A 20,149-nucleotide genomic window follows, 5' to 3' on the forward strand; every position below is an offset into this window, starting at 1 on the left:
TCAGGCCGCCAACCAGTCGCTCACGCGCCGACCGAACCATTCCGGTCGCTGGAACGGAATCCCGTGGCCACAGCCTTCGACGACCTCGAGCTCGCAGCCGGGAAGGGCAGCGGAAAGAGTCTCGGCCGAACGGCGCATGAGCGACCGTTCGCGCTCTCCGACCATGACCAGGGCCTGGCCGGGGAACTTCGACCATCCATCGGGGAGCTGGAAACGCAGATTGTCGCCCACCGAACCCACCAAGGTCGATCGGGAGATACCCGCGCTGGTGCGGATGTACTGCTCCATCAATTCCGGGGGAACGAAGAGTTCCCGAGCTTGCAGCCGTGCGAACCATCGCCGTCGTGCGAGGGGTGAGGCGAGGGCAAGCGCCTGAAGGGTGAGCTGGGTGAACGGCATTGCCTTCGCCTGCGCGCTGACCACCAGCACCCCGGCCACAAGTTCGGGATGGGAGGAGGCGAGTTGGACAGTCAGCTGCGCACCCATCGAGAACCCAACGACGCGCACCGGTCGCTGAACCTCACGGGTCAGTATCTCGACGAGCGACTGTACGGTCTGGCCGTGCGACCGGTAAGGCTGCCCGGCACTCGCGCCATGACCGGGCAGGTCGGGAACCAGGACATAGTGCTCCGGTTCCAGGTCCCGGCGCAGCGAGTCCCACATCCAGCCGGCCACGCCGCCGCCGTGGAGCAGCAGGACGGGGGAATTGCCGGCGGATCCGAAGGTGTTTACGTGCATGCCGTCCATGTTTGCAGAGCCGGTGGAGCCAGACACCATGCAGGATCAGCGCAGCGGTGCAGGACCGAGGTCCTTGATGAGCTCGCGTTCCTTCCCTAGCGCTCTGACTCCCGGCTGGCTGGGCGGGGTGCCGCCGTCGTCATTCTGGGTTTCGTTACGCTCGCTCGCCCGTCGACTCGAGGACGAAGCGTCCAGTTTCCTCCGGCCGACGCGACCCGACAGATCCCCTCTTGATCAACCGGGCCGTGAGGACGGGGATAGCGTCCCCGGTCCTTCGACCCTCGATCTGTCGGATCAGCGCACTGGCGGCGGCTACTCCCATGTCGTACACGGGCTGGGCTATGACCGTGAGGGGCGGGGTGGTGAGACGGGTCCAGGCGAAATCGTCGTACATGAGGAATGAAACGTCCTCAGGGATGGACAGACCGAGGCCCTGGATAGCTTCCACGACGCTGAGGCCGATGAGACCGTCGGATGCTACGACCGCCGTGGCCGGGTCCGGCAGGGAGAGAACTTCGCGCGTGATCTTCTGGACAGATTCCGCGTCGCCGGCATTGAGCCGCACCAGGTCCCGAGGGAGGTCCAACCCATCTTCCAGAAGAGCGCGCCGCATGCCAGTGAGGCGTTCAGAGATTTGCGAGGACTCCAGCTGGAAATTCTCGTCGAACGGAAGATTCGTCTTGAGAGTGGAAATGAATGCGATCCTGCGGTGACCTGAGTCGAGCAGATGTCTGGTGGCCTCGTAGGAAATATCTGTCATGTCTACGGCGACTGTTTCACCTGGAAAGCCCTCGGCCCTGCGGTCAAGCAGGACCAGGGGGCGGCCTGAATCATGAACGCTCCGCAGATGCTCCGTTTCCGTTGAGGACGCAGGAGCCACGATCAGTCCATCCACCCGCTTGTCCAGCAACACCTGGACAGCGGCAACTTCCGCTTCCCTTTCCTCATCCGTGTTGACGAGGATGACGTTGTAACCGCTTTTCTTGGCGGTGTCCGTGATTCCGCGGGTGGCCAGGCCGAAATGCGGGTTCTCGATATCGCCGACCACAATGCCAATGGTGTGAGATTTCCCTGTGTTCATGCTGCGGGCTAGTTCATTCGGACGGTAGGAAAGCTCCTCAGCAGCCGCAAGCACGCGCTCCCGGACGTCATCGCTGACGGCGCCGTAGTTTCCCAGCGCACGTGCTGCCTGCGCTTTGGATACCTGCGCTGCCTTGGCAACATCAGCGACTGTCGTTTCACGTCGCCGCGAATTGTTACTGCTCATATCGGCCTTTCTCCGCGCCCCTTGACGGCCCGTGTGTCATAGGTTACATTTTTCAGCAACCCATTGTGAGTCCGGTCTCAACCATAGCGACTGAGACCGGACTCAACAAGGGATCATCTAGAAACTTCTCTCGAAGCCCTCGGCTTTCATGATTGGACAACACAGTGAAAACACGACTGAACTTCCGCTCGGGGGGCATCCTCGCGGGTGTTGTTGCGACGCTCCTGGCACTCACCGGCTGCGGCGGGTCTGCTACGTCGACATCCTCCTCGACCGACAATCCTTACGACCTGATCGAGCCCGGCACCGTCCGGGTGGCGAGCCTGGGGGACGCGAAGCCCTACACCTTCACGGACGCTGAGGGAAACTTCACGGGCTTTGATGTGGAGCTCTTCACGGACGTGGCCAAGCGTGCGGGTATCGACGAAGTAGTTTTCACCGGGCAGGATTTCTCGGCAATCCTGCCGGCGGTGGCAAACGGACAGTTCGATGTCGGCGTGGCGGCGATCGGCATCACGGAAGAGCGTAAGCAAACCGTTGACTTCTCCGAAGGCTACCTCGCCGGTTACCTCACCGTTCTTACCAGCAAGGAATCCGGAGTGACGGACGTGGAGGGTCTTGCCGGCAAGCGTCTGGGCGTGGTGCAGGGGAGCCTTCAGGAAGCGTATGCGGTGAAGAACTTCACCTCCACGGACCTGGTCCGCTTCCCGGACAACAACTCGGCGATCTCAGCGGTCAACAGCGGCTCGGCCGATGCGCACTTCCTGGACTACGAGGCGGCGAAGGAATACCAGGAGCAGCACGGGCTGGTCAGCGCTGCTGATATTCCCTCCTTTGATGCCCCGGCAGGTTTCGCTCTGGGGAAGGACAAGACCGCGTTGAAGGAAGCCCTGAACGAGGCCCTGGCCGAGGCCATGGAGGACGGCACCTGGAAGACGCTTTACGAGAAGTGGTTCCCGGGTTCCCCGATGCCCGAGCAGTACCTGCCCAAAGCAGAGCAGACAGCTGCGTCGGGCAAGTAGCGGTCACCGACACTGAACGCCGGCATGTCCTGCCGGCTATCGAATGACCGGGCGGACCGTCAGTTCGCGGTCCGCCCGGGACTAACAAGCTAACTACGTCTGAGAGTAACCATGGACTGGTTCGACACCATTATCCGCACCTTCTTCGACCTTGAGGCGATGGTTGAAGTCCTGCCCCAGCTTCTGACGGTGGGCCTGATCAACACCCTCATCATCTCCATCGCTGCGACGATCATCGGCCTCGTGCTCGGCATGATCGTGGCCGTCATGGGCATATCACCCTCAAAATGGCTGCGTATCCCGGCCCGCATCTACACGGACCTGTTCCGAGGCCTGCCGGCCATTTTGACCATCCTGCTGATCGGTCAGGGTTTCGCGCGGCTGAGCCAGTCGATCTTTGGCCCCTCGCCGTACCCGCTGGGCATCATCGCGTTGAGCCTGATCGCCAGCGCCTACATCGGTGAGATCTTCCGCGCAGGCATCCAGAGCGTGGACAAGGGCCAGGGCGAGGCTTGCCGGGCTCTGGGCATGAGCTACGGCAAATCCATGGCTCTCGTGGTCATACCCCAGGGCATCCGCCGCGTGCTGCCGGCGCTCGTGAACCAGTTCATCGCCATCGTCAAGGACTCCTCCCTGGTCTATTTCCTCGGCCTGTTGGTCAGTGAGCGCGAGCTCTTCCGCGTAGGCCAGGACGCCGCTGTGCTCACCGGAAACCTCTCCCCGCTCGTCATGGCCGGCATCTTCTACCTGATCATCACCGTTCCTCTTACCCATCTGGTGAACTACTTCGATGCCAGGTTCCGCACCGGCCGCCGCCGCGCGGCACCGCCCACCAGCGGCCTCAAGGAAGTCAATGAACTCGACGCGGCCTCGCCGCTCACCTCTGGGAGCAACACATGAACATGAACCGCACCAAGGGCAGCGCCGGCAACACAGCTCTAGCTCAGCCGGCCGCACCGGATATCGAGACGTTCCACGGCTCCAGCCTGGAACTCAGGAACCTGACCATGGCGTACGGGGACATCGAAGTACTCCGCAACGTCAGCCTCACCGTTGCTCCGGGCACCACCACCTGCATCATCGGACCGTCGGGCTCCGGGAAGTCCACTCTGCTTCGTGGCGTGAACAGACTTCATGAACCCAAGAGCGGAGATGTACTCCTGGCAGGAGAAAGCGCGCTGGAGGTCAACCCCGACACCCTGCGCAGCCGGATCGGGATGGTGTTCCAGCACTTCAACCTTTTCCCGGACCACACCGCGCTGGAAAACGTGGCCCTTGCCCTGTGGAGCGTCAAGAAGATGTCCAAAAAAGAGGCACGTGAGCGGGCAAGCCGGCGCCTCGCTGAAGTTGGGCTCGCCGAACGCGCCGACCACCGCCCCCGGGATCTTTCCGGTGGCCAGCAGCAGCGCGTCGCGATCGCCCGTGCTCTCGCCATGGAACCGGAGGTAATGCTCTTCGACGAGGCCACCAGCGCCCTGGATCCGGAACTTGTCAAAGGTGTCCTCACCCTGATGGCTTCGCTCGCCAAGCGGGGCATGACCATGGTCGTGGTGACACACGAGATGGGCTTCGCCCGGAAGGTCGCTGACCAGGTCGTCTTCATGGACGAGGGTGAAGTCGTCGAGGCCGGCACTCCTGCCGACATCTTTGACAATCCCAAGAGCGAACGCCTGCAACGCTTTCTCTCGGAAGTGCTCTGATGCGACGAATAGCAGACCCACCTCTACGCACCGCAGTCATAGGCTTCGGCATCTCCGGGAAAGTTTTCCACGCACCGCTCATCGCGGCAGATTCCAGCTACTCGCTGGACTTCATCGTCACGGCGGACCCAGCCCGCGCTGCGGAAGCGGCCAGGCTCTACCCGCAGGCGCGGATCGTTCCAACACCGGAAGCCTTGTTCGCCTTTGCTGACGATCTGGACCTGGTGATCCTTGGCACCCCGCCGCTGACCCATTTCGACCTGGCATCGGCAGCGATGGCCCGCGGCCTTCATGTTGTGGTGGACAAGCCGTTCGTCCCGACGTCGGCTCAGGGCGAGGCCCTTATCTCGCAGTCGATCGAAGCGGGCGTTCAGCTCACGGTGTTCCAGAACCGCCGGTGGGACGCGGACTTTCTGACGCTGGCAAAGCTAGTGCGGGAAGGCGCACTGGGTGAAGTGCGCAGCTTTGAGTCCCGCTTTGAATGGTGGCGGCCGGAAGGCTTCGGCAACTGGCGAGATTCAGCTTCGCTGACGGAGGGTGGCGGAATCCTCCACGACCTCGGCGCCCACCTGATCGACCAGGCCGTCCAACTGTTCGGAGAGATCGCAGAGAGCTACGGCGAGATGGCGAACCATGGCGCGCATCAGGACGGGGCTGACACTGAGGCCTTCGTGTCACTTCGACACGCCTCCGGCGTCAGGTCCAGGCTGTGGATGAACGGCATGGCAGCGCAAGTTGGCCCGCGATTCCACGTCCTGGGTTCCACGGCCGGCTACACCAAGTGGGGACTGGACCACCAGGAACCTGCCCTCGCCGGCGGCATGTCTCCGTTGGATCCGTTGTATGGCGTGGAACCCAAGGACGCTTGGGGCGTTCTTGGGATCGACGGCTCCACCGTCAGCGTTCCCCCTGAAACCGGGGCCTACCCCCAGTTCTATTCAATTCTCGCGGCCGCACTACGCGGTGAGGGCAGCTTGCCGGTCGATCCGGCCCAATCCCTTGAAGTCCTTCGAACCATCGAGAAAATCCACGCATTTGCCTAGCGCGGGCTGATTCGGGCGATACGACTCAACGCCGCCTGGCGCAGCTAACTGCCCGCGAACACCTCAGAAAGGGAGAACCATGTCCTCCAAAGCTCCAGCCAACCACGTCGCCGTCATCGGTGGCGGCATCCTCGGCGCTTCGACCTCCATGCACCTCGCACGGGGCGGCGCGCAAGTAACCCTCGTCACTGCCGGGTCTCTGGCAAGCGGGGCCTCGAGCCGCTCGATTGCATGGCTGAACTCATCGGGTGCCCGCTCAGCGGATTACCACTACCTACGGATGCTCGCCATTGACCGCTACCGCACCTGGTGTGCGCGCCACCCGGAGAGCGGCGACTACATCCGGTTCGACGGTGCCCTGAAGTGGGCCGGCCCCGGAGAAACCTTCCGCGACACCTTCGACTTCGAGCGTTCCACCGGCTATAACTCCCTCTGGGTCGACCGTGTCGACGTGGCACAGGTGGCCCCCGACGTAGATGCCGACGCGGTGGCCGAGGAAGGCGCGATCTACAACCCCGGCGAAGGCTGGGTCAATATGCCGGACTTCATCCCGGCTCTCGTGGCTGATGCGGTGGCTCATGGTGCAACCATCATGGAGCACGCCGGCGATGTGCGGGTGGACGTCCAGGACGGCACCGCAGTCGGCGTCATCCTCGGCGACGGGACGCGCCTTGCCGCCGATCGCGTGGTGCTGGCCACCGGCGGTGACGTTCCAGCGCAGCTCGCTGCCCTGGGCGTAACCGTTCCGGACGCTACTCCCGCCGCCTTCGTGCTGTTCACGGATCCGGTTGATGTCAAGGTCAGCACCGTACTGAACACCCCCCGCGTTGCGGTACGGCCCACGCCCGACGGAAGGCTCGTGCTCGACGCCGACTGGGCGGAGCAGTCGGTGATCGTGGGGGACGACGGGTCGATCACGGTTCCCGAGGAGTCCGTGCAGGGCTTGCTGGACGAGGCATCGAAGGTGCTCGCCGGAAACCCCAAGCTGACCGCGCAACGAGTGGGAGCAGGACTGAAGCCCATTCCCGGCGACGGCGAACCTGTGGTGGGCCCCGTGCCGACAATCGCGGGACTGCACATGATGTTCACCCACTCGGGGGCGACGCTCGGGCTGATTCTCGGTGAACTGCTCGCGGAGGAAATCCTCACCGGCACCCCGTCTCCGGTCCTGAAGTCCTTCCGCCTGGATCGCTTCGACACCGACACCACCACGCCAGAAGCCGTGAGTACGGGTGCCTGGGCACCCGTCCAGAGTTAGCGAACCCGGGAAGTGGTGGACAGCGCCTCCACCACTTCCCGGACTGTGCGGTGTTCGCTTAATCGTCTGCTTAGCCGCCCGTCGACTCGAGGATGAAGCGCGCGGTCTCCTCCGGCTGGTCCCAATGGGGGAAGTGTCCGCAGTCCTCGAAGACGTGGAGGGTGGCGTCGGGGTAAAGCGACATTGCGACGGCGGCCTCGCTCAGCGGCGTGACCCTGTCCTGCCTGCCCCAGCCGAACGCGAGCTTGCCCTTCAGGCTGCCCTGCGTGGCGCCCTCCTGCCGGGGTCCGTGCGCGAGCGAGCGGCGTGCCGCATCGAGACTCGGGGAGGCGGCGAATCCGCGGAGCTCGGTGAGGACGAGGTCGGGGTCCAGTTTCCAGGGGGCATAAGAGAACTGCGCGAGGAGCGCTGTGCGGCCGGCGGCCTGTTTCACCAGCGACGGAAGGGCCGGCTGGATCCGGCGGACGAGTGCGATGGACGCGGTGATCGTGCTGTTGAAGACGCGGACCTGGGTGTCGTTCCAGAATCCGCCGGGATCGAGCGCGACGGCGTTCCCGGCATGGCCGCGGCGCGCCATTTCGACAACCAGACGTGCGCCCATCGAGCTGCCCACGATGTCCACGTCCGGCAGGTTCTCGTCGCGAAGGAAGCGTTCGACGGCGTCCGTCAGGGTCGCGATGGTGACCTCACCTGGGAGCGGGTCGCTCTTGCCGAAACCCGGGAGGTCGACGGCGATAACCTCGCGCTGCTGCTGAAGCAAAGGAAGGACGGGGTCCCAATTGCGGATGCTGGACGCGAGTCCGTGGACGAGTACGAGTGGTCTTCCGGAGCCGCTTCGTTCGGTGTTCAACATACGGTTTGTTTCCTTCCGTTCCCCGCGTTCCGCGGTGAGGTGTCCCAGCCTGGTTCGTTGCGTCACCGGACGGCTCTGTTGCCCGCGACTCCTCGGCAATCAGTGCACATACGTGCCCACGACCAGGCTGGCGGCGTCGCGTGCATGAGCTATTGGGTCTTCGGGGCTGCCGCGGAGAAAGCTTGCCAGAGTCCCGTTATAGATGAGCAGGATGGCTGCGGCCAACCTGTCGGCGTCAGGTCCGGCGATGGGTTCGGAGAGGAGCTGCAGGCGTTCAGTCAGCAGGGTGGTGTCAGCTTTCACGAGCTGGGCCACACCGGCCTTCGATGGCGGAACCTCGACCGCTGTGGAGAGGAAAGCGCACCAGCGGGAGTTCCATTGCCGCTCGCGGAAGAGTGCCAGCGCGTCGAAGACCGCGAGCAACCGTCCCGAATCCGAGTCGGCCGCGGCGATCGCGTCATCCCAGCAGAGCTTCCAGGTGTCCAGCCGCCGTTGCAGGCTGGCTTCCAGTAACCCGTCCTTGCTTCCGAAGTGTGCGTAGAGCGTTGCAACGGAGACCTCCGCTCTGGCCAGGACGTCATCGACACCGGTGGCGGAAATTCCGCCGAGGTAGAACAGCTCATCTGCGGCATCGAGCAACCGCTCCCGTGCGGTTCCTCGTGGTGATTGCGTTCGCATGCGTCCAACTATAACGTTGGTTCTACTATAACGACGGTTCTACTTTGGAGGTTCGGTGCGCACATCTCTGCCCTTCGTCATGAGCGCTACCGCCCTCATCGCTGCCACCTACGGCCTGGCACGCTTTGGCTACGGACTGTTTGCGCCTGCCTTCGAGCAGTCATTTGCACTTACGCCCACGCTGACGGGCACTATCTCCAGCGGCAGCTTTGTCTCCTACTGCCTGGCTGCGGGCGCGGCTTACCGATTGGCTGCGTCTCCGCGGTTGACGGTTGCGCTTGCCGGCGGCGTCGCTGCCGTCGGTAGTACCGGCGTCGCATGTTCAGGGTCTGCGGTTGTTCTGGCGGCCAGTATGCTGCTCGCCGGCGCCGGCGCGGGTTTCGCGTCTCCCGGGTTGGTCACCCTCGTCGAGCAATCGGTGAGTACCGGCGCCTCAGCCCGCGTGCAGGCAGTGGTTAATTCGGGCACAGGGTTCGGTGTGGTGGTCGCCGGGCCGCTCGCGCTGCTTCTGACCGATCAGTGGCGCACCGCCTGGTGGATCATCGCCGCGCTCAACATCGGCGCCGCCATCGCGGTGCTGGGCACCAGCAGGCGGACAAGGACGACGACGGCGGCAGGCCAGCGCCCTGCGTTGCGGTTGAGCGGACTAAAACCGCTGCGCACAGCTTCGGTGGCGGCGCTGCTCGCCGGTGCAGCCAGTGCCGCAGTCTGGACGTTCGGCAGGTCGCTGGTCACATCCGAGGGACAGTTGAGTGATTCCGCAGCAACAGTCTTCTGGGTTTGTATGGGTGCCGCCGGCATAGCGGGAGCTTTCTCCGGTGATCTGGTGATCAGATGGGGGATTCGGAAAGCATGGACAATGACGGCTGTGCTGATGGGAGCCGCGACGCTCGTTCTTGGTGTGCTGCCGGGCAATGACCTGGCGGTTTTCACGGCGGGCGCTTGCTTCGGTGCCAGCTATGTAGCGCTGAGCGGCGTCCTGATCGCCTGGGCAACCGATGCGCTCCCTGATTCCGCTGCTGCGGGGACGGCGGCGCTGTTCATCACGCTTGCGCTCGGTCAGGCGGCGGGGGCAGCACTTATTGGGGTGCTGCTGAACGCCACCAACTCCGGAACAGCGTTTGTGGTGGCGGCTGGAATTGCCGGCCTGAGCCTTATTCCGGCGCTCCGCCGCCCGGCAGCACCGGCTCCGGTTGGCGGGTCCGTCCCCTCGCGGGACCGCGCTCTCTAGGATTAGCGCATGGTGCCTCCTCAGCCAGTACGCGTGATTATCGAGCAATCCAACGGTGCCGAATGGTGGCAGATCGTCGGCGCTCTGGGTCCGCTCGTCGCTCTCTTGGCTGCGGTCATCACCGGGATCATCGGGTGGCGGAGCCTGCGGCACTCGCAGCGGGTGCTCGAGCAAGAGGCACAGGCTGACCGGCTGGAACTCGAGCAGCGAGCGCTCGCCGACCAGAAGGCCCAGTGGTGGGAGCGTGTCCAGTGGGCGCTCGACGCCGCCTTCTCCACCGACCTCAACCGGAAAGCAGCGGGAATCGCCATGGTCCGGGTGCTCAGCGAACCGGAGTGGCTGACGAGCGAGGAACTGCTGCTTCTCGACGCCGCCTGGCGGGAAGGGCTCGAGCCCGACGGAGCCCAGCAGCAGCCCCGCGGGGTGCGGGTCGAGAAAAGCGAAGAGGCTGAGCGGGTGCGGCATGAAGCCGCCCGGCTCCGGGTTGCGCTCGACCGTCGGTTGAACCGCGCGAGCCCCGCGTGGGTAGACGGACTCCTTACCGAGAAGAAGCCCTAGGCGCCGGCCCCGTCGACTTCCCCCCCTCCAGCCGGCACATCACCAGTTCCTGCCGGAGCTCCGTCGCACGCCCATCGAGCTGGTCGATCAACGCCTCCACACCCATCCGGCCCAGCTCAATACTGGGGGAGGACATGACGGTCAGCTCAGGATCCGCCATCGCAGCCATTTCCGCCGACGATCCGACCGACAGCACCGATAAGTCCCGCGGAATCTCGACCCCCGCATGCCGCAAACCGCTGACAAATCCCGTCGCCGCGAGCTCGTTCTGGATGATGACGGCAGTAGTTCCCGGGAAGTCGCGCAACAGTTCAGCCGCAGCTGCCTTGCCCGCCGCCGGCGCCGCCTCGCACGTGAAGGCAGTGGGCTCTAGCCCCTGGCGGCGCATCTCTGCCTCGAAACTCTCCCGCGAACGGCTCACCGGACCGAACGAGTCCAGTCCACGACTTCCGACGGCGTCATCCAGCAGGGTGATCTGCTTATGCCCCAGCGCGGTCAGGTGCCGCACCGCCTCCATGAGGGTGTCCTCGAAGTTGATGTCCACGTAGGTCAGTGCGTCGGGTTCCCGCGTGCGTCCGATCAGTGCGAAGGGAGTGCCAGAATCAATCAGCTCCACCACACGCGGGTCGTCGAGCGGGACCTCCATCAGGATCACCCCGTCCACCAGCCCGGACGACGTCAGCTCCGTCGTCTGCCCGGGCTCGTTGCTGATGGGCCACAGCACCAGGTTGTAGCCGAGCTCGCGGGCGGCGGCCGCGGCGCTGGTGAAGAACTGCACGACGGTTCCGCTGAAGGAATGCTGCAGCGCGGGGAACAGCAGCGCGATGATCCGCGTACGTTTGCTTGCCAGCGCGCGGCCCACCGCATTGCGCCTAAAGCCCAGTTCACGCATGGCCGCTTCGACCTTGGCACGGGTTGCGGGGGAGACCGGCTTAGTGTTGTTGATGGTGAAGGACACCGTCGCGATGGAGACGTTTGCATGCCGTGCAACGTCCTGCATGGTGGCCATAGACAACGTCCTTCTAGTTCGAAGATGCACCGGACCCCGGGCCGGTCACCCCTTCAGTAAAGCGTTTAAATTTTCCCTTGACAAGCACGGGCGTAACGCGGAACACTCGTTTCCAAGCCTGAGAGTTAAGCGTTTTACTGAACTGCTCCAGCATTCAAGCACAACACAGCACATTCAATGAGGAAGGAGCTGCTTCATGCCCAAGTCACTGAGAGTCGCCATCATCGGCTACTCGTTCATGGGCTCGATCCACGCACAGGCCTGGACCACGGCACCCCGGTTCTTCGACCTCGGCACAACGCCGCAACTCGCCGTCGTCTGCGGCCGCAACAACCACGCCGCCACAGAGTTCGCCCGGAAGTTCGGCATCGAACGCGTCGAGACCGACTGGCGCACCGTCATCCAGGACCCGGACATCGACGTCGTCGACATCTGCACTCCCGGCAAGCTCCACGCTCCGATCGCCATCGCCGCCCTCAACGCCGGCAAGCACGTCCTCTGCGAAAAGCCGCTCGCCAACACCGTCGACGACGCCCAGGCCATGACCGACGCCGCTGAACGTGCAGCCGCCAACGGCATACACGCGATGGTCGGCTTCAGCTACCGCCGCACTCCGGCGCTGGCCTACGCGAAGCAGCTTGTCGACGACGGCCGCATTGGCACCATCCGCCACATCCGCGCCACCTACCTGCAGGACTGGATCACCGACAAGGACTTCCCACTCGTCTGGCGCCTCGACCGCGAACAGGCCGGCTCCGGCGCCCTCGGTGACATAGGAGCCCACATCATCGACCTCGCACAGCACATCACCGGCCACACCCTCACCGGCGTCAGCGCGCTCACCGAAACGTTCGTACCCACCCGGCCGCTACCGTCGTCGTCCTCTGGACTGAGTGCACAAAGCGGCACCGAGAACGACGGCGGCACCACCGAACGCGGCGAGGTCACCGTCGATGACGCGGCAGTCATCCTCGCCCGCACCGACGGCGGTGCACTCGCCACCTTCGAAGCCACCCGATTCGCGACCGGCCGGAAGAACGCGCTCCGTATTGAGGTCAACGGGTCGAAGGGCGCCTTTGCCTTCGACTTCGAACGCCTCAATGAGCTCGAGCTCTACGACAACACCCAGCCCGCCGCGAGCGAGGGCTTCCGCCGCATCCTCGTCACCGAACCTGACCACCCGTACGCCGGCGCCTGGTGGCCGCCCGGCCATGGACTGGGCTACGAGTCCACCTTCATCCACCAGATCGCCGACTTCGCGCGCGGCATCGCCACCGGCACCCGGCCCGAACCGTCCTTCGCAGACGGGCTGCAGATCCAACAAATCCTCGCCGCCGTCGAAGCCAGCGCAGCCCAGAACGCCGCCTGGCAGAGCATCCCGTCAACCAAACACCTCAACCCCGTCCACTAGAACACTCCCGCAAGGCAAAGGAGCCCCATGAAAAACCGGAAACTGACCACGCTGGCTGCCATGACCGCCATCGCACCGCTCGCCCTGACGGCATGCGGCGGGGGTGGAGGAGGCGGTGCGGCCGCAGGGGCGGGCGCGGACGTCGAGTCCCTCACCGTCGTCGACTACTACAACAACGAGCCGGACAAGACGCTCGTCCAGGAAGCCATCGACCGCTGCGCCACGGAGCTCGATGTCACCATCGAACGCGAGACCGTTCCCGGCAAGGACCTCATCCAGAAGGTGCTGCAGCGTGCGTCGTCCCGGACCATGCCCGACGTCCTCATGCTCGACAATCCCGATGTTCAGGAGGTCGCCGCCACCAGCGGGCTCTCCCCGCTGAGCGATTACGACGTCGACACCTCCGGTTTCGCGCAGGGAATGCTGGAAGCTGCCACGTACGAGGGCGAGGTTTACGGGCTCGCACCGACCGCCAACACCCTCGGCATCTTCTACAACCCCGAGCTGCTGGAGGCCGCCGGCGTCGAACCCCCGACCACGTGGGACGAACTCAAGGCCGCCGCCGAGAAGCTCACGCAGGGTGACCAGTACGGCATCGCGTTCTCCGCCATCGCCACGTACGAGGGCAGCTGGCAATTCCTGCCGTTCATGTGGTCCAACGGCGGCGAGGAAACCGATCTCACCACCCCCGAAGTCGCCGACGCCCTCGCGCTGTGGAAGGACCTCATCAGCAGCGGCTCCGCGTCGGAGGCCGTCATCAACTGGTCGCAGGCCGACGTGAAGGACCAGTTTGTCGCGGGCAAGGCCGCCATGATGGTCAACGGCCCGTGGCAGATCCCGGCCCTCCAGGAGAACCCGGACGTGAAGTTCGCCTCCGTGCAGATCCCCGTCAACGAAGAGGGCCAAACCTCCATCGCACCGCTCGGCGGTGAGGTCTGGACCGTCCCCGTCACCGGAGACGACGCCAAGCAGGCCAAGTCGGCTGAGTTTGTCGAGTGCATGAGCAATGACGAGAACCAGCTCGCCCTCGCCGAAGCCCGCTACACCGTCCCCACCAAGACCGCGCTCGCCGAAGAGTACGTCGCCAAGGTCCCCGAGATGGAGTCCTTCACCGAGCAGGTCGCCAACGCCCGCTCGCGCACCGGCCAGCTCGGCGAGGAATGGCCCGAGGCCGCCACCGTCATCTACAACGCCATCCAGCTCGCACTGACCGGCAAGGCCGAGCCGGCCGAAGCCTTCGAACAGGCGTCGGCGGGATAACTGCAATGATGCGGACAGACACAGCAGGCACCAACACTGCTACGACGACGACGACGGCGGCAGCCTCCCCCGCGGGGGCCCCGCCTCCCGTCCGCGCACCGCGCCGGTTCTCCCGCGAGAACGTCACCCGCCTCCTGTTCGTGGCGCCGGCAGCCTTGTACCTGGTGCTGTTCTTCGGCTATCCGGTGGTCAAGAACATCACCATGAGCCTGCAGGAGTACACCACCAAGACCTTCTTCACCGGAGAAGCGCCCTGGGTAGGGCTCGCGAACTACCAGGCGGTGCTGAGCAGCAACCTGTTCTGGCCGTCGATGACCAACACGGCGCTGTTCACTCTCGGGTCGATCGCCGGGCAGTTCATCATCGGGCTGGCGCTGGCCTGCTACTTCAAGCGGCGCTTCCCGCTGAGCAACTTCCTGCGCTCGATGTTCCTGCTGCCGTGGCTGCTGCCGCTGATCGTTTCGAGTGCCACCTGGCGGTCCATCCTCGAGCAGGACTCCGGCATCCTCAACCAGTTCCTCGCGACTTTCGGAGTCCAGCCCGTGCCGTGGCTGACCAGCCCGGCGGTGGCGTTGCTCGCCGTCGTACTGGTGAATATCTGGGTGGGCATTCCGTTCAACGTGACCATTCTCTATGGGGGTCTGCAGGACATCCCGGACGAGCTGTACGAGGCGGGCGCGCTGGACGGCGCCACCGGGTGGAAAGCTCTCCGGCACATCACGCTGCCGAACCTGAAGCCGGTGATCAGCGTGGTGCTGGTGCTCGGCGTCGTCTACACGATCAAGGTGCTGGACATCATCCTGGGCCTCACCAACGGCGGGCCGGCGAATGCGACGCAGACGCTGTCCATCCGGTCGTACCAGGAGTCGTTCATCAACTTCGAGTTCGGGGTGGGTGCCGCGTTCAGCAACATCCTGATCTTCATCTCGCTGGTGTTCGCCGTCATCTACCTCCGTGCCAACCGGCGCGCAGTCGACGAGTAAGGGGACAACCGTGACTACTGTAGACACCGCCGTCGTACCCGTTCCGGCACAACGCAACGCAGGCAAGGAACGCACCCGCTCCGCCGGGTACACCGCGTTGGGGATCCTGTTTCTGGCCGTGATGCTGTTCCCCGTCTACTGGATGGTGAACGCGTCGCTGCAGCCCTCCGGCAACACACTGACCGCGGACTTCTTCCCGTGGAATCCGAGCTTCGACGGGTACACCCGGGCCATTGTCGAGCAGGGGCCGAACCTCGTCACCAGCCTGATCGTCTCGTTGGGGACCGTGGTGTTCAGCCTGCTGGTGGCGGCACCGGCGGCGTACGCGTTGGCGCAGTTCCGGTTCCGCTGGGTGAATATCGCGCTGCTGGCGATCCTGATCTCGCAGATGATTCCGGGCATCGTGATCGCGAATGCGCTGTACGCGGCGTACAACGACCTCGGGCTGCTCAACAGCATCCCCGGCCTGATCCTCGCCGACGCCACGCACGCCATCCCGTTTGTCATCCTCATCATGCGGGCGTTCATGATCGGTATTCCGACGTCGATCGTGGAGGCCGCGAGGGTCGACGGCGCCGGGCTGGTCCGCGCGTTCGTCTCGATTGTGCTGCCGATCAGCCGGAACTCGCTGATCACCGCGGGCCTGTTCGCGTTCCTGTTCTCCTGGAGCGACTTCCTGTTCGCGCTGACCCTCACCACCACCGACGAGGTGCGGCCGGTGACCCTGGGCATCTATCAGTACCTGGGCACGCAGGTGTCCAACTGGAGTGCCGTCATGGCCACCGCCGTCCTGTCCTCCCTGCCGGCGATCGCGCTGCTGATCCTGGCCCAGAAATACATTGCGGCCGGTGCCACCGGCGGGGCCGTCAAGTAAACGCTGCTATCGAAAGTGAGAAGACCATGACCACCAGTAACGACACCGTGCGCGTCCTCGTCTGGGGCGAGAACCGCCACGAGCAGGAACAGCCCGAAGTCCGCGCCATCTACCCCGACGGCATGCACAACACCATCCGTGAGGGCATCGAGGAGAACCTCGGTGGGCGCGCTGTCGTTTCCACCGCCACCCTCGACGACCCCGAGCACGGCCTCACCGAGGACGTCCTCGAGAACACCGACGTGCTGGTGTGGTGGGGGCATGCCGCGCATGGGGAGGTGGCGGACGACGTCGTCGAGCGCGTCCACCGGCACGTGCTTGCGGGGATGGGGCTGGTGGTGCTGCACTCGGGACACTGGTCGAAGATCTTCGGGAAGTTGATGGGCACCTCGTGCACGCTGCGGTGGCGGTCGGAACGCGACCGCGAGATCGTGTGGACCGTGAACCCGGCGCACCCGATCGCACAGGGCGTGCCGCACCCGTTCATCATTGACGAGCAGGAGATGTACGGGGAGTTCTTCGACATCCCCGCGCCGGACGAGCTGATCTTCCTCAGCACCTTCAGCGGGGGAGAAGTGTTCCGCAGCGGCTGCACGTTCAAGCGCGGCTTCGGGAAAATTTTCTTCTTCAGCCCGGGCGACCAGGACTACCCGGTCTACCACCACAAGGACGTGCGCCGCGTGATCGCCAACGGTGTGGAGTGGGCCCGGACGCTGCGGCCCGAGCGCACCGACCCGGTGCTGCTGCGCTACGAGACCGAGGACTTCTACACCGGTCACGGCTACCAGGGAGCGATGCACAATTGATCACCTTCAAGACTGTTGAAGCCACCCCGCTGCGCGTGGTGCAGGTGGGTGCCGGTGGGATGGGCAAGGCCTGGATCCGCACCCTGCAAGCGAACGACGACGTCGAACTGGTCGGCCTGGTGGACCTGAACCTGGGTGCCGCGCAGGCCGCGGTCGAGGAGTTCGGGCTGCGGGACGTCGCCTTGGGCACCTCGGTGTCCGAGGTGGCGGCGGCGACCGGTGCGCACGCCGTGGTGAACGTGACGGTGCCGGTGGCGCATCATCCGGTGAATGTGGAGGCGATGTTCGCCGGGTTGCCGGTGCTGTGTGAGAAACCGGTGGCTCCGACGGTGGCCGAGGGGTTGTCGTTGGCGGCTGCGGCGGAGGTGAGCGGGCAGTTGCTGATGATCAGCCAGTCCCGCCGGTATTTCCAGGGGCTCACGCAGCTGAAGGCGATGACCGGTCAGCTCGGTGACATCGGGGTGGTGACGACGGAGTTCTTCAAGGCCCCGCACTTCGGTGGGTTCCGGGAGGAGATGGCGCATGTGCTGCTGGTGGACATGGCGATCCACCAGTTCGATGCGGTGCGCTTCCTGCTGGACCAGGATCCGGTGTCGGTGTATTGCGAGGAGTTCAATCCGTCGTGGAGCTGGTACGACGGCGCTGCCGCCGCCACCGCGGTGTTCCAGATGAGCGGCGGCACCCGGTACGTGTACACGGGAAGTTGGTGTGCGGATGGTTTGGAGACGTCCTGGAACGGGTCCTGGCGGGTGAACGGTGCCGGCGGGACTGCCGCATGGGATGGTGCCCGGGCACCGGTTGCCGAGTTGCTGTCCGGTGCTGCTTCGGTTCCTGCGGTGTCCCATGAGGAGGAGATCGCAGGCGCGCTGGTGGAGTTCGTTGCGGCGTTGCGGTCCGGTGAGGTGCCGTCGGGGGAGGTGCATTCGAATGTGTTGAGTCTTGCGATGGTGGAAGCAGCGGTGCAGTCAGCGTCAACCGGCCAGCGGGTGCTGATCGAGGACGTGATGGAGGAAGCGCATCGGGTCGCAGTGGCCACAGAGCGCCGTGCGGATGTGCGGGCGGTGCTGGAGGGCTAGGGGTTCGGCGAGAGACAGTGAAGAACGCCTAATAACGCACACCTCCTAGGCATGCTCCGGACGCAATCGAATAAAGCAGGAGGGGTTGCATCCGATACAGAGGAGGAATTTGCGGCGGGCTAGCCGAAGTATCACTATGGTTGTTCTTGCACGGCTATATTGCTGAAACGGAACGACCATCGGCAAGAGCCGTAGGATGCTGTATGGGGGCGGAACCGGACTAAGCGGAAAGAACAGCGGAGGCTTCAGCGTCTGAACATCCTGCAAATGAACTGAGCCTAGAGCAGTCGTCGTGAAGGACCCCGACGCGCTCTCACTTCAAGCCCTCCTATCGCAACCCAGGGTCGGGAAACACTGGTACGGGCTGAGCTGCTGCGACTTGGTGTAGAGGTCGTCCGATGCTCATTCCTCGTGATTGCGGTCTTATGAGACGCCGTCTCTGCGTGGGGAGGGCGCGAGCCGCCCAAGCCATATGGGGGAACCAAGCTAGCCGAACTCCGCCTACTGGCCGCCATATTGAGGAACAGTGCGAGCACCCCTAGCACGGAGTTCTAAGCATCCTTCTTCCTCCTACGCGTGTATCGGATACGCGAATAGCGCGCACGACGCCGTATCGTCAAAAAGACGTGCACCCATGCGACGTCGGCACCGTCGGCATTGTGGCAGGGCATACCAGTCAAGCTTCGACAGAAACGCATGTGCGGAACGTCCCACCGCGCGAGCCAAGGGTCCGACAAAGCGAGTATCTGATTCGGTCGCGGTCCTCTGACGCCCACTATGCTGGCAGTTGAGGAAGGCTGGCGCTGGTGATAGGGGGAAATTTTTGTTTGTAGGAAGAACTGTCGCGTTGAGCGACGGCGAATGGGTGTTAGGTAACGAGATCGGGCGCGGAGGTTTTGGCAAGGTTTATAGCGCTTCGCAGGGCGAGTTGGACGGCGCCGTCAAATTCATCCCGAAAGCGAAAGGCACTCCTCGAGAGCTATTGCTGGAGATCCCCGACCAAGCGAGAAACGTCGTGCACGTGACCGGGATCGGCGAGGACGAGGATCACTGGATTGTATCGATGCCGCTGGCCGAGCGCTCGTTGGGATCCTTGCTCGACGAGTACTCGGGTCCCCTTCCGGAAAAAATAGCCCTTGACGTACTGGTCGACGTGGCGGATGCCCTCATCGATCTTGAGAGCAAGATTGTGCATCGTGATATAAAGCCAGAGAATATCCTGCTGATCGACGGGAAATGGTGCCTCTGTGACTTCGGCATCGCCCGATATGCCGATGCTGCAACCGGCACTCAAACGCATAAGGGTTACGGAAGCGAGGAGTACACCGCGCCCGAGTTGTGGAGGGGTGGGCGCGCGTCTAGCAGGAGCGATATGTACGCCCTAGGTGTTGTGGCCTATGAAATGGTGGCAGGGCACTTACCCTTCACCGGTAGCTCTCAGGAGATATACCAAGGACATCTGAACGAGACCCCGTCGACAACTGGTGCCCCCAAACGATTGGACTGGGCCATACTCGACTGTTTGAAGAAGGCGCCTAATCTTCGACTAACGGCTGCGCAATTCCGTGACAAATTGGAGCCCAGCGTAGCCGCAACGTTATCGGCAGGAGCATTGGCTCTTGGCGAGGCAGATCAGGCCTATACGCAGGCGCTGGACTTGGCTGAGATGGCCGCGCTAAAGGAGGCCGAAGAGGAGAAGATAAGGCAGGAGCATCTCCAATTTGCGCAGGAGAAACTGGCTCGTATCTCTCAGGAGATGTTGGAGCGTTTAGTCGGGCTGGCCCCGCGTGTTCAGGTTAGAGAAAAGGACCTTGGGGCGTGGCAGCTCGCTCTGGCGTCAGCCACTATCGATTTCTCTCCAATGGCCGGGCAAAACTCCTACCTTCTTGCAGAGGAGGGCGACCCGTTCTCCGTGCTTGCCCGTGCCAGCATAAGAGTTTGGCAGGGACCCGGAATCACGGGACACGTCGGTCGCTCTCACGCGCTTTGGTATTCCGATGCCAAAGAAGCAGGGAATTTCCATTGGTACGAGACGGCTTTTATTCAGAATGGCGGTTTGGTACCGACCCACCGAGACGTTCCCTTCGACGCAGCGTTCGAATCCCGGGAAGCAACCATGGCCGTACGCCGAACCGGGCAATACCTCGTTGCATGGCCCTTCACCCTGGTTGACGCAGATGATTTGGACGAGTTCATCGACCGATGGGCGCTCTGGTTCGCTCAGGCTTCGGAGGGCAAGCTAACGCAAGATGTCCGCCCGGACATCGTTCGGGCGGAAAAATCCTGGCGTGAGGCGTGAACGTTCTGGGTTAGATCACTCATTGAACGACCACCCCTGATTCACCATTCCAGCGACGACTGGTAGACCCCGTCTGCCGCTGG

General features: G+C 63.8%; 19 protein-coding genes. 14 read left to right on the forward strand and 5 right to left on the reverse strand.

Annotated elements, in window-relative coordinates; all coding sequences use genetic code 11:
- Positions 1-738 (reverse strand): alpha/beta fold hydrolase, encoded by a 738-nt coding sequence (locus M1D74_RS03775; RefSeq protein ID WP_458116534.1) that lies wholly within the window; start codon positions 736-738, stop codon positions 1-3.
- A gap of 154 nt (positions 739-892) precedes the next feature.
- Positions 893-2,005 (reverse strand): LacI family DNA-binding transcriptional regulator, encoded by a 1,113-nt coding sequence (locus M1D74_RS03780; protein WP_458116535.1) that lies wholly within the window; start codon positions 2,003-2,005, stop codon positions 893-895.
- Between the two features lie 164 nt (positions 2,006-2,169).
- Between M1D74_RS03780 and M1D74_RS03785 the strand changes: the two genes are divergently transcribed.
- The 5 genes from M1D74_RS03785 (at position 2,170) to M1D74_RS03805 (ending at position 7,028) form a co-directional block, all read left to right on the forward strand.
- Entirely contained in the window at positions 2,170-3,027 is an 858-nt protein-coding gene (locus M1D74_RS03785) for an ABC transporter substrate-binding protein (RefSeq protein ID WP_458116536.1), read from the forward strand.
- 111 nt (positions 3,028-3,138) lie between these two features.
- A complete protein-coding gene (locus M1D74_RS03790; protein ID WP_309124703.1) occupies positions 3,139-3,927 on the forward strand; it encodes an amino acid ABC transporter permease in 789 nt (262 codons plus the stop codon).
- A 2-nt stretch (positions 3,928-3,929) separates the two neighbouring features.
- Positions 3,930-4,727, forward strand: a complete 798-nt coding sequence (locus M1D74_RS03795) for an amino acid ABC transporter ATP-binding protein (protein ID WP_458117125.1) — start codon at positions 3,930-3,932, stop codon at positions 4,725-4,727.
- Positions 4,727-5,770, forward strand: coding sequence for a Gfo/Idh/MocA family protein (locus M1D74_RS03800; RefSeq protein ID WP_458116537.1), 1,044 nt, complete (start codon positions 4,727-4,729; stop codon positions 5,768-5,770). Before M1D74_RS03795 ends, M1D74_RS03800 begins: the two co-directional genes overlap by 1 nt.
- Positions 5,771-5,849: 79 nt before the next feature.
- On the forward strand, positions 5,850-7,028 hold the full coding sequence (locus tag M1D74_RS03805; RefSeq protein ID WP_458116538.1) for an NAD(P)/FAD-dependent oxidoreductase: 1,179 nt from the start codon (positions 5,850-5,852) through the stop codon (positions 7,026-7,028).
- Positions 7,029-7,098: 70 nt separating this feature from the next.
- Here the strand turns inward: M1D74_RS03805 and M1D74_RS03810 are convergent, their stop codons facing one another.
- Positions 7,099-7,881 (reverse strand): alpha/beta fold hydrolase, encoded by a 783-nt coding sequence (locus tag M1D74_RS03810; protein ID WP_458116539.1) that lies wholly within the window; start codon positions 7,879-7,881, stop codon positions 7,099-7,101.
- Between the two features lie 99 nt (positions 7,882-7,980).
- Positions 7,981-8,559, reverse strand: coding sequence for a TetR/AcrR family transcriptional regulator (locus M1D74_RS03815; RefSeq protein ID WP_458116540.1), 579 nt, complete (start codon positions 8,557-8,559; stop codon positions 7,981-7,983).
- A gap of 55 nt (positions 8,560-8,614) precedes the next feature.
- Here M1D74_RS03815 and M1D74_RS03820 point away from each other — a divergent pair, with 55 nt between their 5' ends.
- Together M1D74_RS03820 and M1D74_RS03825 are read left to right on the forward strand one after the other, a co-directional pair.
- Positions 8,615-9,790 carry an MFS transporter gene (locus M1D74_RS03820; RefSeq protein WP_458116541.1) on the forward strand — a complete coding sequence of 392 codons (1,176 nt, stop codon included), beginning with the start codon at positions 8,615-8,617 and terminating at the stop codon, positions 9,788-9,790.
- Positions 9,791-9,799: 9 nt separating this feature from the next.
- Positions 9,800-10,348, forward strand: a complete 549-nt coding sequence (locus M1D74_RS03825) for a hypothetical protein (protein ID WP_458116542.1) — start codon at positions 9,800-9,802, stop codon at positions 10,346-10,348.
- Here the strand turns inward: M1D74_RS03825 and M1D74_RS03830 are convergent.
- Complete coding sequence (locus tag M1D74_RS03830) at positions 10,329-11,357, reverse strand: LacI family DNA-binding transcriptional regulator (protein WP_458116543.1); 1,029 nt, start codon at positions 11,355-11,357, stop codon at positions 10,329-10,331. The two genes, M1D74_RS03825 and M1D74_RS03830, sit on opposite strands and share 20 nt — an antisense overlap.
- Before the next feature lie 196 nt (positions 11,358-11,553).
- Here M1D74_RS03830 and M1D74_RS03835 point away from each other — a divergent pair, with 196 nt between their 5' ends.
- The 7 genes from M1D74_RS03835 (at position 11,554) to M1D74_RS03865 (ending at position 20,066) form a co-directional block, all read left to right on the forward strand.
- A complete protein-coding gene (locus M1D74_RS03835; RefSeq protein ID WP_458116544.1) occupies positions 11,554-12,768 on the forward strand; it encodes a Gfo/Idh/MocA family protein in 1,215 nt (404 codons plus the stop codon).
- A gap of 27 nt (positions 12,769-12,795) precedes the next feature.
- Positions 12,796-14,028, forward strand: a complete 1,233-nt coding sequence (locus tag M1D74_RS03840; RefSeq protein WP_458116545.1) for a sugar ABC transporter substrate-binding protein — start codon at positions 12,796-12,798, stop codon at positions 14,026-14,028.
- Between the two features lie 8 nt (positions 14,029-14,036).
- Complete coding sequence (locus tag M1D74_RS03845) at positions 14,037-15,011, forward strand: carbohydrate ABC transporter permease (protein ID WP_458117126.1); 975 nt, start codon at positions 14,037-14,039, stop codon at positions 15,009-15,011.
- Between the two features lie 121 nt (positions 15,012-15,132).
- A complete protein-coding gene (locus M1D74_RS03850; RefSeq protein ID WP_458117127.1) occupies positions 15,133-15,885 on the forward strand; it encodes a carbohydrate ABC transporter permease in 753 nt (250 codons plus the stop codon).
- A gap of 26 nt (positions 15,886-15,911) precedes the next feature.
- A complete protein-coding gene (locus M1D74_RS03855) occupies positions 15,912-16,691 on the forward strand; it encodes a ThuA domain-containing protein (RefSeq protein WP_458116546.1) in 780 nt (259 codons plus the stop codon).
- Positions 16,691-17,767, forward strand: a complete 1,077-nt coding sequence (locus M1D74_RS03860) for a Gfo/Idh/MocA family protein (RefSeq protein WP_458117128.1) — start codon at positions 16,691-16,693, stop codon at positions 17,765-17,767. The genes M1D74_RS03855 and M1D74_RS03860 overlap by 1 nt, the downstream gene beginning before the upstream one ends.
- Positions 17,768-18,614: 847 nt before the next feature.
- On the forward strand, positions 18,615-20,066 hold the full coding sequence (locus tag M1D74_RS03865; RefSeq protein ID WP_458116547.1) for a serine/threonine-protein kinase: 1,452 nt from the start codon (positions 18,615-18,617) through the stop codon (positions 20,064-20,066).
- Positions 20,067-20,149 lie beyond the last annotated feature (83 nt).

It is taken from the genome of Arthrobacter sp. D2-10 (genome assembly GCF_054161285.1).